Here is a 13,225-nt window from a genome sequence, read left to right on the forward strand (position 1 = left end):
CGGACAATACCCTGAATTAATCCGATTTCAAGAATCTAAAAAGAATTGAATTGACTGAGACTATTATCAACCTGGAAACAGTTAACCCCATTGAGTTCTTCGGCGTAAATAACGGTAAGCTTGACATCCTGAAGAAAAAGTTTCCCCTATTGAAGATCCTGTCACGAGGTACCCAGATCAAGTTGAGCGGATCGCCCGAACAAGTGGAGACAGCCAAAGAAAAAATCGATTTGTTGGTGCAATATCTGGAACGAAACGGCCATGTAAGCGAGAACTATTTCGAGCAGATACTGGGCGGTGACGATGCCGAGACGGTAGATCATTTTGTCGACAGGCATCCAAACGACATCCTGGTATTCGGTCCGAACGGGAAGACCGTCCGCGCCCGCACCATCAACCAAAAGAAAATGGTCGGCGCCGCCGATAAGAATGATATCGTCTTCGCCATCGGCCCGGCCGGTACCGGTAAAACCTATACCGCCGTTGCACTCGCCGTGAGGGCCCTCAAGAACAAGATGGTCAAGAAGATCATCCTCACCCGCCCTGCCGTGGAAGCCGGCGAAAGCCTCGGTTTCCTCCCCGGCGACCTAAAAGAGAAGATCGATCCCTACCTGCGGCCCCTCTACGATGCCCTGGACGACATGATCCCCGCCGACAAGCTGGGCTATTATATGAGCACCCGGACCATCGAGATCGCTCCGCTGGCCTATATGCGCGGCCGAACCCTGGACAACGCCTTCATCATACTCGATGAGGCCCAGAACGCCACCGATCTCCAGATAAAGATGTTCCTCACCCGCATCGGCGCCAACGCAAAGGCAATCATCACAGGTGACCTCACCCAGATCGATCTGCCGAAGAACCAAAAGAGCGGCCTCGCAAAAGCCCTCTACATCCTCAAGAACATCGACGGCATCGCCCATATCGAGCTCGACGAAGAGGACGTAGTCCGCCACCGCCTCGTCAAAGCCATCATCAAGGCCTACGAAAGAGACAAAAAAGAAGAAGAAACCAAATAATCGAAAAGCCCGCCGTCAGGCGGGCTTTTTCGTACATTCGCTCCATGATGAAGAAAATCCTCCTACCGGCCGCAATCCTCCTGCTGGCCGCCTGCAACAATGACAAATCCTACAAAAAAGCAGAGGACGCCCAGGACGCAGGCCGCGAATTCATCCGCGCCTCCCTCGACGGCAACTATGAAAAGGCTTCCTTCTATCTCTACCCCGACAGCACCAACAAGATCATCTTCGCCCGCTGGCGCACCATGCACGATCACATCAGCCCGGACGAACAACAAAAATACAAGGACGCCAGCATCCTGCCCATCGATATCCACCCGATCAATGATTCCGTCACCAGCTATACCTACGCCAACTCTTACAAAAAAGACACCAGCACCATCCTCATCGTCAAGGTCAACGGCGAATGGTTGGTCGATCTGAAAGAGATTCTCAACGACCACCACCATTAAGCCCACCCGCGATCGCCTGCCAAATGAAATTTTACCCGTCACCGGGCAATATATACCTTTGCAAACAATCGCTATTATATATTCTATTTATGATGACAGTCTCTCACCCCTGGCACGGCGTGCCGGTAGGAAAAAATGCCCCGCGGATCGTCAATGCGATCATCGAGATCCCGCAAGGCTCCCGCTGCAAATATGAGATCGATAAGGATAGTGGCCTGCTCAAGCTGGATAGGGTCATCTACTCTTCCTTCTACTACCCCGTCAACTACGGCTTCATCCCCCAAACCTACGGCGACGACAAGGACCCCCTCGATATCCTCGTCATCACCTCGCTGCCCGTTCAGGCCCTTTGCCTGATGGAAGCAAAGGTCATGGGCGTTATGCAGATGGTCGACAGCGGCGACGCCGACGACAAGATCATCGCCGTAGCGGCAAACGACCCCGGCGTCAACCACTACAACAACCTGGAAGAACTGCCAAAGCATTTCTTTGAAGAGCTGCGCCATTTCTTCGAGGAATACAAAAAACTCGAGAACAAGACCGTCGTCGTAGAAGAGTTCGGAGACAAATCCACCGCCCTCAAAGTCGTCGAAGACGCCGTCAAACTCTACGACGAAATGTTCCGGAAGCAATAACCGCTTCCCGCCCGCGCCCGCGCCGCCCTCAGCCCGGCTCAACCGCAAAAACCTGCGCTTATGTCAATTCAAACGATTGCCCTGCTTGTAATAGTTGGCCTGCTGGCCGGCATGCTGAGCGGCCTCGTCGGCCTCGGCGGCGGCGTCATCATCGTACCCGCCCTCGTCTTCCTGCTCGGATTTACCCAGCACCAGGCCCAGGGCACCTCGTTGGGTATCCTGCTGCTGCCCGCCGGCATCTTCGCCGTGCTCAACTATTACCAGAAAGGCTACATCGATGTAAAGGCGGTACTATTGCTGTTCGTGGGGTTTCTCGTCGGCGGCTGGCTCGGCAGCAAACTCTCCCTCAGCCTGTCCGAAGCCGTCCTCAAGAAGGTCTTCGCCTGCGCCCTCGTTCTGATCGCCGCAAAAGTGTTGTTTTTCGATAAGTAACAGCCGGTCGCCACCAATCTGCCACCAAGGTTCCTTGTCAGCCGCCGGCAGCCGCCCAGGCGCCTATTTTTCAAACGGCGCCAAAAGTCTTCGGATTGTCCGCAAATGATGCGTTCGCTGCCCATCATCCGATCGCACGATCCCCATATTGTCGATCTTGTCGATCCTCACCTTCCCCGACGCATGGATGATCTCATGCGCATTCAACAGGATGCCGACATGCGTGATCCTCCCCTCCTCATTATCGAAGAAAGCCAGGTCCCCCGTCTTCGTCTCCTCCAGGAAACCAACCCCCTCCCCCTGTGTCGCCTGCTGATAAGCATCCCGCAACACCGGCACCCCGAGGAATTTGTAAACGGTTTGCACAAACCCGCTGCAATCAAAACCAAAGACGGATTTCCCTCCCCAGAGATAGGGAATATTGAGGAACTTGTATGTCAGCTGCCGGATCGCCTTTGCATCCAGCATCGCTCCCCCGGGGTCCCAGGCCTTGCCCCTATAATGCACCTGGTTCTTCCGCCACTGCGCCCGGCCGTTCTTCATCGCCGTGAGATGACTGCCCATCGGCACCATCATCGGATGACCATTGTATTCCAGCGCCGCCACCCACTCAGGCGTCAGCGAGGCCGCCCCACCCTCGAACTCCTTTTCATCCACCTCCGTCAAATGCGTGGAGGTACACCAACCTTCATACTCATCATAACGGACACGCACCCGGCTCCATTCCTTACCCTGTTCCAAAATTTCGCAACACTCCCCGAATACGAGCTGACTGACCATTTCTGTCCTGTGAGAGGGTTCCAACCTTAGCGGGCTTACAGGGACGCAACAAATTGCTCTGATCATACGGTAAATTTATGGATTTTTGCCATCTTCGCATCTCATTAACATCGTGAGAAAAGACCCATTCCACCATATGACCGACCAGCAGCTGCTGGGCCGTTACTATGAGGACCATAACAACGAATGGCTGGGATCCCTGCTTCAACGCTACACGCTCCTGCTCTTCGGAGTCTGCATGAAATACCTTCATAACGAAGAAGACGCCCGCGACTGCGTCCAGCAGATCTTCGTAAAGGTCATCACCGAACTGGCCAAATACCGGGTCGAATACTTTAAATCCTGGATCTACACCATCGCCCGGAACCACTGCCTGATGCGACTGCGCGACCAGCATGGCCGGTCCACCGAACTGACCGACTCCCTCCTCGCCGCCTGGGACGAAGAACCCGGCAAGAACCGGCACTGGGAGAAAGAACAACTGCTCCAATGGATGGCCCAGGCCCTGGAAGAATTGGGAAAAGAGCAAAAACTCTGTGTAATTTTGTTCTATCTGGAAAAAAAGAGCTACCAGGAAATAGCCGGCAACACCGGTTTTTCGTTATTACAGGTAAAAAGCTACATCCAGAACGGTAAACGGAACTTAAAAATAGCGATCGAAAAAAAGGCCCGGGAGGGCTCGAACGGATGAACAAGGACTTGCTCAACATATTAGCCAACAGCAACAAGGACATCGACAACCAACAGTTGATGGACTACCTCAGCGGAAAGCTCTCCGGCGAGGCCCTGCATGAGCTGGAGCGGTCCATGGCCGACAACGAGTTCCTCAACGACGCCGTCGAAGGTCTCCAGCAGGTCCGCAACAGAAAGGACATGCAGTCCTATGTTGACCAGCTCAACGCCGCCATGCAAAAGACCCTCGGGAAAAAGAAACAACGCCGGCTCAAACGCCGGCTCAAGGAAGACCCCTGGGGCCTCATCGCCGTCGTCCTCGTCATCGCCCTTTGCATCCTCGGATATATCGTCATCCGCAAGCTCCAGCAGAAATAATTCCTTTTACAGGTGGATCAGGATGAAGATCCGCGGGAGCCACTGTCGGCGCAGACGCAGCCGTCACCATGGGCGCGGCAACCGTCACCTCAGAAGGCCGCGAGGTAGGAGCAACAACAACAGCAGAAGAGGCGGAACAAAAGCCAATGGTCGCAACCATGGCAAACGACAGAGTAAAGAGTCTTTTCATAAAATGAATATACTCAAATTTCTTTTCTCCAAAAATGTCTATATTCGACTAATTATTAATTGCTTATATGGACTTCAAAAAGAGTGTTCTAATCCTCGCCCTGGCCCTCGCAGGAAGGCAGGCTTTTTCCCAACGCATCAGCTATATCGTGTCCTTTCCCAACCTCGCCCATCATGAGGCCCGGATAGAGATGGTCGTAAGCGACCTCAACACCCGCACCGCCTTCTTTCGCATGAGCCGCTCCTCCCCCGGCCGATATGCCACGCATGAGTTCGGCAAGAACATCTATGACGTCAAAGCCCTCGATGCAGGCGGCAAGCCCCTGACCCTGACACGCATCGACGGCGATGTCTATGAGGTCACCCGCCACAACGGCTACGTCCGATTGCAGTATACCCTCTATGGTAACTACGCCGATGGCACCTATGTCGGTCTCGATCCGGCCGGCGTTCATTTGAATATGCCAGCCGCCTTCATGTGGCTCAAGGGCGCGGACAATGTTCCCATCACCATCCACTTCAATATCCCCGCCGAGTGGCATTGGACCGTCGCGACCCAGATGCAACCCACCGGCGACAGCCTCACCTTCCTCGCCCGCAACTTTCAATATTTTATGGACTGCCCGACCAAACTCGGCCCGCTCCACTACCGGCAATGGGATGTAAAGAACCCCGACGGCAGGATCTATAAATTCCGGATAGCCCTCGACGGCGGCGCCGATGACACCACCTTCACCAGTTTCAGCGGGAAAGTACAGCGCATCGTCCGCCAGGCACAGGCCGTTTTCACTGAGACGCCTGCCTATGATTACGGCGCCTACACCTTCCTGGCCAGCATCAATCCTTACGTACACGGGGACGGTATGGAACATCGAAACTCGACAATGATCAGCATCCCTACCGTCTTTCGCGACAACGACCGGCTCCTCGGAGTGTTCGCCCATGAATTCTTTCACTGCTGGAACGTAAAACGCATCCGGCCAAAGACCCTCGAACCGTTCAACTTCGAAAAAAGCGACATGAGCTACGAGCTCTGGTTCGCCGAAGGCTTTACTCAATACTACGGCGAACTTCTGCTCACACGCGCGGGCTTCCTGCGCGATACCGACTATGTCAAGACCATCATCGCCGGCCTGATCAACACCAAGATGAATACCCCCGGCGCCCAACGCTATTCACCCGTCGAGGCCAGTGAGGAAGCCGTCTTCACCGACGCCGGCGTAGCGGTCGACAAGACCAACTTCCCCAACATCTTCAGCTCGTACTATCCTTATGGGGGCAGCATCGCCCTCGCCCTGGATCTCCAGCTGCGCGCAAAGTTCAATAAGACCCTCGACGGGTATATGACCGCCACCTGGAAGAAATTCGGCAAACCCGAGGTCCCCTATAACGTCGCAGGTCTGCAGGAAGTGCTGGCCTCGTTCACCGGCGACCGCAAGTTCGCGGAAGGATTCTTCACAAAATATATCTATGGACACGAGCCCATCGACTACAATTCCCTGCTGGCGCCGGCAGGCTTCCTGTTGAAGAAGACCGACGCCGGCAAAGCCTGGATCGGCGGCTCCCCCCGCACCTTCTCCGAAAAGGAAGGCCTCATCATCGAAGCCAATACGCTCCGGGGTACCCCATTGTATGAGGCGGGTTGCGACATCGATGACAAGATCCTCGCGATCGACAACCAGGACACCCGTACCCTGGCCGACCTCAACGGCGTTCTGGCCAAACTGCATCCCGGTACCGCGGTCGCCATCCGCTACCTGCATCGCGGAGAAGAAAAGAAAGGCGCCATCACCGTTGGTGAGAACCCCGCCGTTTCAGTGGTCACCTTCGAACAGGCGGGCCAGACCGTAACTCCGGCCATCCAGCAGTTCCGTAAAAGCTGGCTGGGCGCAAAATAACACCTATGATCCGTCTCGCTACACCCGGCGACACCCCAGCCATCTCCCGGCTGCTTACCCAGCTGGGTTACCCGGGAACCGATGCCTTTCTCGAAAGACATCTGCTGGAAATGCTGGCCGATCCCCGTGAAGCGCTCCTGGTTTGGGCAGAAAACGACACCGTCGCCGGCTTTCTTTCGATGGACTTTTCCATCTATCCGTCGCTGAAAGGACCGGTCGCTACCATAAAAGCGTTTGCAGTCGACGAAAATGCGCGCAGTAAGGGTATTGGCGCCCGGCTGGAAATGGAGGCCACTCGCCTCGCCAGGGAGAAGGACTGCGACCGGATCATCGTCCACTGCCACGCCCGGCGCACCCGGGCACACGAATTCTACGGCCGCCAGGGCTACGAAGAGTCCCCGAAGTACCTGGTTAAAAAGCTCTCCTAGGGGCATAGCTATTGCAGCCCATAGTAAAATAGTAACTTCGTATAAAAATAATTTACTATGACTACGTTGCAACAAATTCGTGACTGGGGCGCCACCCATCATCCGCGATGGTTGGTCATCGTCCGCGTCGGACTCGGGTTATTTCTTTTTGCCAAGGGCATTACCTTTATGCACAACGCCACCTTATTGGACCGCCTGATCTACGGCGGCGCTTCTCTGGCCGAGAACCAGACCCACTGGCTGCCCATCCTCATCACCTGGGCGAATCTTCTCACGGGTACGCTGCTGATCATCGGTTGCTGGACCCGGGCGATGGCCCTGCTTCAGATTCCGATCCTCATCGGCGCCATCATCTTCAACGCACAACGAGGCGTATTCGCGCCCGAATCCGAATTGATACTGGCCATCCTTACCCTGCTGCTGGTCCTCTTTTTCCTGGTGGAAGGCGGCGGGCCGCTCTCGCTTGACGGGTACTTCGAAAAAAACAAAGGCCGCGGTTCTCACGGCGATATTCTGCCATAAGCACCACGGCCCGATCATTTCGACCGACCCGTTTGTTCTGTTTACCCGACTATTGATATTGAATATAGATCGGGCTGGGCTTCAACGCCAGCACCTGCGTGGGCGTCATCATCGTAGTGGCCGCGAATTTCACCTTCGCCAGCGTCTTCACGTCGTTCTTATAAAACAGCTTGAAACCGGTGAATTGAACCGGCTGAGCCCATTCGTAATTCCTGTAGGTATCCATTTTTAACTGCTGAGGACCCCATCCGTCCATATCCATAACGATCTGTACATCGGGGCGCGTCCGGATCTCCTTGTAGTTGGTGATCATTTTCTGCGTCCAACGGTGAACGACAAAGACCTTTGGCGGCAGGTTGTGGGCTTTCACCAATTTTGCCAGGTACTCCGAACACCAGTTGACATCCGCAGCATCGAACGTGCCCACGTTTTTGCCCACCCGCATTCCGGGTTTCATTGCGAATTCCGCATCGATCCCCAAATGGACATTGGGCATGCTCAGATATTTTTCCAGCAGGGGTACCTCCGACTGCACATTCGAAAAGCCCACCTGGATATCCAGGAAAACGAGGGCATTGATCCTCGCCGCCATGTGAAGTATCGAATCGATATGCTTGAAAGGCATGCGCGCCCGGTATTTCCCATCCTTACCGGCACTCCCTTGCGCAGTTACGGCTATATAGTGGAGGGCAGGGATCACCGGGATCGTAGTGTCGGCCGCCTGCCACTTCTTTACCTCTCCCATGAGCATTCGAAGCATCTCATCGGGCGGATATTCACCCAAAACGCCCATGCGTTTGCTGTATAGGTTGCCATAATAGGCAACGATCCGTTTGAAAGGCAAAATAGCACCCGAATTGGGATAGGCCGTCCTGACCGGCCACTTCCCCGAAGAATCGCGATTCGCCAGGTGCTTCAGCAGCCGGTTATATTTGGCCGTATCGATCGGACCCGCCGCCGCAGCCGGCTCGGAAGGAACCGTATCCTGCGCCGCCACCGTCTTCGCCGCCGGAGCCTTCGAGGAATCCGCCTTCCCCGCAGCATCCGAACGGCCGTTATTGCAGGCCGTCAGCACGATCACCCCGCAGACGCCCGCCACAAATGCCATCCGCAAAGTCGTATAGCCACGCTTACTCTCAAATTTCAATTTCTTTCTGATGTCGTTGATTTTCATGGTTTACTGCCTTGTCATTTTGATGCAGGCAAAGTTAATCCAAAACGAACCCATCAACTTTTTATTTTATAACAGTTTCTTAAAAAATGTGGAAAATCCCCTCCCCCGCACATCCCCGCACCGAAAAAATTCGCCTTCCGCTTCAAATAAATAGTCTACTAATTTTGTAGACTAACAAATTCATCCTATTTTAGCGCCAGGTTACATGAGTTACGTGGCCGAGCGGCGAGGCGGAGGTCCGCAACACCTTCCAGGAGGGTTCGACTCCTTCCGTAACTGCAAACAAAAAAAACCGAAACGGGGCTTTCATTATTTTGGCAGAATAGATTATCACCGCGGCGCCAACAACCCCTTCACCCTATCCGGAATCCGATCCACAAGCACCCACTCCCCGCTCCCCCGATCCACAGGCATCCGGTCCCCACTCCCCCGCCGGTCCACCGGCATCGGCTCCACCACCGCCAGGTTCGCCACCACGCAAGGCATCCGATCCGGCTGCATCACCCGCACCTCCGCCCGGCCGCTCACAAACAATCGCCCCTGCAAAGCGCTGTCCCCAATCAGCAACCCCTGCCCCCGCACACACCAGGGCCCCACAACAAGAAGGAAAAGAAAAAGTATTCTCATATACATCTTTTCCACCCCGATGCAGGGCCCCGCCCAATTACACAAAATTATCTCATCTTTTTATACGCATTGATCAACCCGTTCGTCGAACTATCGTAATTCGACACCGGCTCACTCCCCTTCAGCTCCGGCAATATCTTCCCCGCCAGCTGCTTACCCAACTCAACCCCCCACTGGTCAAACGTGAAGATATTCCAGATCACCCCCTGCACAAAGATCTTATGCTCATACAACGCGATCAGCTCCCCAAGCGTAAATGGCGTGATCTCCTTGATCAAAAACGAATTCGTAGGCCGGTTCCCCGCAAACTTTTTATAAGGGATCAGCGCCGGGGGAACACCCTCCGCCTTACATTCCTCCTCCGTCTTTCCGTTCATCAGGGCCTGCGTCTGGGCAAAGAAATTGGACAACAGCTTATTATGATGATCTCCAAGCGGATTATGAGAGATCGCCGGCGCAATGAAATCACAGGGTATCAGGATGCTCCCCTGGTGGATCAGCTGGTAGAACGCATGCTGCCCGTTCGTCCCCGGCTCGCCCCACACCACCGGACCCGTCCGCCATTCCACCGGCTTGCCATTCCGGTCCACGCTCTTACCATTGCTCTCCATATTGCCCTGTTGGAAATAGGCCGCAAATCGGTGCATATACTGGTCATAAGGAAGGATGGCCTCCGTTTGCGATCCAAAGAAATCGGTATACCACAGGCCTATCAGCGCCATCGTCACCGGAATATTTTTCTCGAACGCCGTCGTCCGGAAATGGACATCCGTCTGATGCGCCCCCCGGAGCAGCTGCTCGAAATTGTCATAGCCCACCGTCAGCGCGATGGACAACCCGATCGCACTCCACAGTGAATACCGGCCGCCGACCCAATCCCAGAACTCGAACATATTGGCGGTGTCGATGCCGAACTTCGTCACCTCCTTTGCATTCGTCGACAGGGCGGCAAAATGCTTCGCGACAAATTTCTCATCCCTGGCCGCCTTCAGGAACCAGTCCCTCGCCGAATGCGCATTGGTCATCGTCTCCTGGGTAGTGAACGTTTTGGAAGCCACCAGGAACAAGGTCTCCTCCGGCGTCACCTTCTTCAACGTCTCCACGATATGCGTCGCATCCACGTTGCTCACGAAATACGCCTGCATCCCCTCGATCCAGTATGGCCGCAGCGCCTCCGTGACCATCACCGGCCCAAGATCGCTTCCACCGATCCCGATATTGACGATGTATTTTATCTTCTTGCCCGTGTAGCCCTTCCATTCCCCGCTATGAATGCGGCCGCAAAAATCCTTCATCTGCGCCAGCACCCGCAACACGTCCGGCATCACATCCTTCCCATCGCTGAGCACGGGCTCCCCCGAAAGGTTCCGCAACGCCGTATGCAACACACTCCGGTTCTCGGTCTCATTGATCTTCTCCCCCGTGAACATCGCCTCGATGGCCTCGGAAACCTTACTCTCCACCGCCAGCCGGCGCAACAGCTCCAACGTCTTCTCGTTAAAAATGTTCTTGGAATAGTCGAACAGGATGTCATCCAGCCGGAGCGAATGATGTTCGAATCTCCCCGGCTCGTCCGCAAACAGCTGGCGCATATGCACGCCCTTCATCTCCTTATCATAATGATTTTGCAGCTCCTGCCAGGCCTTTGTCTCTTTCGGTGATACTTTCGGGAACATAAGGAAACTATTTTTTTCGTTGGTAAAAACTAACAATACGGAAATTATAATTGTTCGATCACGCTCACCACCTCGTCGACCATCGACGGGCTGATGTCAAGGTGGGTCACCATCCGAACCTGGTTGGCAGCAATGGCGATTGTCAGGATGCCCTTCTCCCGGAGGTCCGCCGACAGGCTCCTGGCACAATCCATCGCTCCCCCCAATTCAAAGATGATGATATTGGTCTCGACGGGCATAATGCTTTTGACAAAATCCTTTTTCTCCAGGGCAGCGGCAATGGTTCGCGCATGTGAATGGTCCACCGCCAGTCGCTCGATATTATTCTCAAGCGCATAGATCCCCGCTGCGGCCATAAAACCAGCCTGCCGCATCCCGCCGCCAAACACCTTTCGCACGCGGCGCGCCTGCTTGATAAAGGTAGCTGGTCCCAATAAGATACTGCCGATCGGGCAACCCAATCCCTTGTTCAAACACACGGAAATGCTGTCGAAAACAGCGCCGAACTCGCGCGCCGTCTGACCCGTCGCCACCAATGCATTGAACAGCCGCGCCCCATCGAGATGGAACTTCAGGTGGTTGTCGGTACACACCTGCCGGATCCGCCTGATCTCCTCAAAATCATAACAGCTGCCCCCACCCCGGTTGCAGGTGTTTTCCAACGCTACGAGGCTGGTACGCGCCCGGTGTACATCGTCGGGGTTCATCGCCAGGGATACCTGCCCGGCCGTTATCCGTCCAAGGTCACCGGGAAGGGCCCGCACCTGCGAACCCGAATTAAAAGCGATACCGCCACCCTCATAGACATAGATATGCGCCTTCTGCTCGCAGATCACCTCGTCGCCGGGCTGCGTATGACATTTAATAGCTATCTGATTGGACATGGTGCCACTCGGACAATAGAGCGCCGCCTCCATCCCGAAAAGCCGGGCGGCCATAGCCTCGAGTGAATTGACGGAAGGGTCTTCCCCGAAAACATCATCCCCCACCGATGCGCTGAACATGGCATCAAGCATTGGAGGCGTCGGGCGTGTAACGGTATCCGAACGAAGATCGATAGGCATAATTCCTGTTTAGGATCGCAATTTAAGGCGAAATGGCCAGACCAATCGCCCCGCATTGAGAACCAGCAACAGATAGATCAGATCGAAAACGACGATCAGCCCGCCGGTAAAGGTGAGGAACTTCGACCGTAGCATATAGAACATGATCGTCGGGGCCAGCGTCCCGATCAATTTGGCAACGGCAATCCCTGCCGACTGCCCGGACAGATTCCCCCGGGTATTGATCATGTTGATGTAAAGGACGGACATCGTCAGATTCATAATATATGCCACGTTTGCCCCGTAGATGTCATGCAGATCCCGGGTGGCAAAATAGATAATGGCAAATGCCATCGTCATGACAAAGAAAGAATAGGGATAAAAATATTTCGTGCTGATCCGTTGAGGCCAATCCCGCTTCCCATAATTAAAATAAGTGATCAGGATACCGATGTCCAACAGAAACCAGGTCATATTCACCACCCGGTGCACCGGATTGCCATCATTGAAAATAGTGGCAAAGCAAAACTCCCAGGAAATATTGAACGCGAGGGAAATGAAGGGCATCCCGTAGGTTTTGTCGCGAAACCCACGAATGATGATAAAGATATATGCGATAGACCAAGCTGTCCCGCTCACCACGTAGAGTGATTGGTTTAGGAGTTCGATCATGAAAAAAGGGGAATTTGAGCACGAAAATACAGATTTCAAGGAAAACTCATAGGTGTTTTTCTCTATAAATAGTACTTTTACGATACACAGGATCGAAAAATACCCAGTCTCCCCATCCCCAAAAATAAAGGTGGGCCCAAACATTTTGGGTCCACCCTCTGGAATCTTACGGGATTCCCAGTTCAATAGAACCTTACGGGGTTCCTAACTCAATGAAGCCTTACGGGGCTCCTCTCCTCCGGACCTAGGCTGGCCCGGCCTATACAAAGATATGCTATCAGGACAATGCCTGCTCCCTGATATTATTTCCCCTTTCTTTAGCCGCCTTGATCAGCTCGAGCACATGGTTGCGGACGTCCTCTTTCATCCCTTCCGCTTCCCTTTCGAAGATCTCTTTCAGCTCGTCCAGCTCATCCATGGTCACCCCTCTCAGATTCCGCAGCTTCCGCTTCAACGAATCGGCCGTATCCGCGATCTTCCTGCGTGTTTCTTTTCCTTCTGCGGGGGCAACCAAAATGCCGACAGCCACGCCTGCGGCAAGCGCCGCCAGAGTGCCGATCATAACTTTCTGTGCATTCATAGTAGTATTTTGATGGGTGAATAAATTAGATGTGCGATACTTTTCACC

Annotated in this window: 16 protein-coding genes and 1 tRNA gene; 10 read left to right on the forward strand and 7 right to left on the reverse strand. The window is 54.2% G+C overall.

Going from position 1 to position 13,225, the window contains the following annotated elements:
- The first annotated feature begins 50 nt into the window (after nucleotides 1–50).
- The 4 genes from VHE34_RS05480 (at nucleotide 51) to VHE34_RS05495 (ending at nucleotide 2,538) form a co-directional block, all read left to right on the forward strand.
- Nucleotides 51–1,019, forward strand: coding sequence for a PhoH family protein (locus VHE34_RS05480; RefSeq protein WP_325585464.1), 969 nt, complete (start codon nucleotides 51–53; stop codon nucleotides 1,017–1,019).
- Between the two features lie 44 nt (nucleotides 1,020–1,063).
- Entirely contained in the window at nucleotides 1,064–1,471 is a 408-nt protein-coding gene (locus tag VHE34_RS05485) for a hypothetical protein (RefSeq protein WP_325585466.1), read from the forward strand.
- A gap of 89 nt (nucleotides 1,472–1,560) precedes the next feature.
- Nucleotides 1,561–2,106, forward strand: a complete 546-nt coding sequence (locus VHE34_RS05490; protein WP_325585468.1) for an inorganic diphosphatase — start codon at nucleotides 1,561–1,563, stop codon at nucleotides 2,104–2,106.
- Nucleotides 2,107–2,166: 60 nt separating this feature from the next.
- Nucleotides 2,167–2,538: a TSUP family transporter gene (locus VHE34_RS05495; protein WP_325585472.1), complete on the forward strand. Its 372-nt coding sequence runs from the start codon at nucleotides 2,167–2,169 to the stop codon at nucleotides 2,536–2,538.
- A 63-nt stretch (nucleotides 2,539–2,601) separates the two neighbouring features.
- Here the strand turns inward: VHE34_RS05495 and VHE34_RS05500 are convergent, their stop codons facing one another.
- A complete protein-coding gene (locus tag VHE34_RS05500) occupies nucleotides 2,602–3,384 on the reverse strand; it encodes a C40 family peptidase (protein ID WP_325585474.1) in 783 nt (260 codons plus the stop codon).
- A 46-nt stretch (nucleotides 3,385–3,430) separates the two neighbouring features.
- Here VHE34_RS05500 and VHE34_RS05505 point away from each other — a divergent pair, with 46 nt between their 5' ends.
- The 5 genes from VHE34_RS05505 to VHE34_RS05525 all read left to right on the forward strand — a co-directional run bounded on the left by VHE34_RS05505 (nucleotide 3,431) and on the right by VHE34_RS05525 (nucleotide 7,405).
- The gene (locus VHE34_RS05505) at nucleotides 3,431–4,009 is read left to right on the forward strand and encodes a sigma-70 family RNA polymerase sigma factor (RefSeq protein ID WP_325585476.1); all 579 of its coding nucleotides are present in this window, start codon (nucleotides 3,431–3,433) and stop codon (nucleotides 4,007–4,009) included.
- Nucleotides 4,006–4,368 (forward strand): hypothetical protein, encoded by a 363-nt coding sequence (locus tag VHE34_RS05510; protein ID WP_325585478.1) that lies wholly within the window; start codon nucleotides 4,006–4,008, stop codon nucleotides 4,366–4,368. The genes VHE34_RS05505 and VHE34_RS05510 overlap by 4 nt, the downstream gene beginning before the upstream one ends.
- A 257-nt stretch (nucleotides 4,369–4,625) precedes the next feature.
- Nucleotides 4,626–6,455 carry a M61 family metallopeptidase gene (locus VHE34_RS05515; protein WP_325585480.1) on the forward strand — a complete coding sequence of 610 codons (1,830 nt, stop codon included), beginning with the start codon at nucleotides 4,626–4,628 and terminating at the stop codon, nucleotides 6,453–6,455.
- Nucleotides 6,456–6,460: 5 nt separating this feature from the next.
- Nucleotides 6,461–6,883 carry a GNAT family N-acetyltransferase gene (locus VHE34_RS05520; RefSeq protein ID WP_325585482.1) on the forward strand — a complete coding sequence of 141 codons (423 nt, stop codon included), beginning with the start codon at nucleotides 6,461–6,463 and terminating at the stop codon, nucleotides 6,881–6,883.
- 57 nt (nucleotides 6,884–6,940) lie between these two features.
- Entirely contained in the window at nucleotides 6,941–7,405 is a 465-nt protein-coding gene (locus tag VHE34_RS05525) for a DoxX family membrane protein (RefSeq protein ID WP_325585484.1), read from the forward strand.
- 49 nt (nucleotides 7,406–7,454) lie between these two features.
- Here the strand turns inward: VHE34_RS05525 and VHE34_RS05530 are convergent, their stop codons facing one another.
- Nucleotides 7,455–8,579, reverse strand: coding sequence for a hypothetical protein (locus tag VHE34_RS05530; RefSeq protein WP_325585486.1), 1,125 nt, complete (start codon nucleotides 8,577–8,579; stop codon nucleotides 7,455–7,457).
- 208 nt (nucleotides 8,580–8,787) lie between these two features.
- On the opposite strand from VHE34_RS05530, the gene VHE34_RS05535 reads away from it, so the two are divergent.
- A tRNA-Cys gene (locus VHE34_RS05535) sits at nucleotides 8,788–8,858 on the forward strand.
- Nucleotides 8,859–8,909: 51 nt separating this feature from the next.
- On the opposite strand, the gene VHE34_RS05540 is transcribed toward VHE34_RS05535, so the two are convergent.
- From VHE34_RS05540 to VHE34_RS05560, 5 genes are all read right to left on the reverse strand, one after another.
- Nucleotides 8,910–9,206 carry a hypothetical protein gene (locus VHE34_RS05540; RefSeq protein ID WP_325585488.1) on the reverse strand — a complete coding sequence of 99 codons (297 nt, stop codon included), beginning with the start codon at nucleotides 9,204–9,206 and terminating at the stop codon, nucleotides 8,910–8,912.
- 47 nt (nucleotides 9,207–9,253) lie between these two features.
- Complete coding sequence (pgi, locus tag VHE34_RS05545) at nucleotides 9,254–10,882, reverse strand: glucose-6-phosphate isomerase (protein ID WP_325585490.1); 1,629 nt, start codon at nucleotides 10,880–10,882, stop codon at nucleotides 9,254–9,256.
- Nucleotides 10,883–10,926: 44 nt separating this feature from the next.
- Nucleotides 10,927–11,946, reverse strand: coding sequence for a GntG family PLP-dependent aldolase (locus tag VHE34_RS05550; protein ID WP_325585492.1), 1,020 nt, complete (start codon nucleotides 11,944–11,946; stop codon nucleotides 10,927–10,929).
- 9 nt (nucleotides 11,947–11,955) lie between these two features.
- Nucleotides 11,956–12,597 (reverse strand): hypothetical protein, encoded by a 642-nt coding sequence (locus tag VHE34_RS05555; protein ID WP_325585494.1) that lies wholly within the window; start codon nucleotides 12,595–12,597, stop codon nucleotides 11,956–11,958.
- Between the two features lie 277 nt (nucleotides 12,598–12,874).
- Nucleotides 12,875–13,177: a YtxH domain-containing protein gene (locus tag VHE34_RS05560; RefSeq protein WP_325585496.1), complete on the reverse strand. Its 303-nt coding sequence runs from the start codon at nucleotides 13,175–13,177 to the stop codon at nucleotides 12,875–12,877.
- Between the last annotated feature and the right edge of the window lie 48 nt (nucleotides 13,178–13,225).

It is taken from the genome of Puia sp. (assembly GCF_035546395.1).
In the GTDB taxonomy this organism is placed as follows: domain Bacteria; phylum Bacteroidota; class Bacteroidia; order Chitinophagales; family Chitinophagaceae; genus Puia.